Consider the following 822-nt stretch of genomic DNA (forward strand, 5'->3'; position numbering starts at 1 on the left):
GTATTCATCACTCGGTACGCATATTTAATATTGAGTGGAGTTTGATCAGCGAGGTAGATAAGAAAGAAGCTTTGGCTTCGGCGTATTGGCTAAAACAGATAGTAACGGTATTTGTCATACTGACCGGGCTGCTTAGTATTGTCTTGGCTTTGTGGCAGGCACGACGAGTTTCTAGGCCCATTACAAAGCTTGCAGAAGCAACAATGGCTGTTGCGGCAGGAGAGATGGATCAGCGAGTCGAGATTGATAGCAATGATGAAATAGGACGCTTGGCTGAAGCGTTCAATCATATGCTGGTAATGAGGCAAATGCATGAAAAGGCTTTAGAGGCGAGTGATCAAGAATCTAAGTATGCATTGGCAGCATTAGAGCAGAAGACTAAAGAGCTTATCGTTGCCCGGGATGAGGCCGAGTCTGCTGTTAGAGCCAAAAGCGAGTTTTTAGCCAGCATGAGCCATGAAATACGTACACCAATGAATGGTGTCTTAGGTATGTTGGGGCTGCTAATTAATAGTGAGCTTAATAAAGAGCAGCATCATCAAGTGACCTTAGCTCGATCGAGTGCTCATTCTTTGCTCGCTGTGATCAATGATATTCTGGACTTTTCCAAGATCGAAGCCGGCAAGTTGGATATTGAAGTTCTAGAGTTTAACTTGCGCTCAATGATTGGCGAATTTTCTGAAGCCATCGGTCATCGCCCTTGTGAAGACGATGTTGAATTGATTATTGACGTTGTTGATGTTGAACATAGCCTGGTAAAAGGGGACCCTGGAAGAATTAGGCAAATTCTATCAAACCTGGTGGGTAATGCGATTAAATTCA

General features: G+C 43.8%; 1 protein-coding gene. It reads left to right on the top strand.

The window, feature by feature from the left end:
• Positions 1–822: histidine kinase dimerization/phospho-acceptor domain-containing protein (locus tag A3729_RS05135; RefSeq protein ID WP_156497683.1), on the top strand; the 822-nt coding region annotated here is incomplete at both ends.

The sequence above is a fragment of the Oleiphilus sp. HI0043 genome (assembly GCF_001634935.1).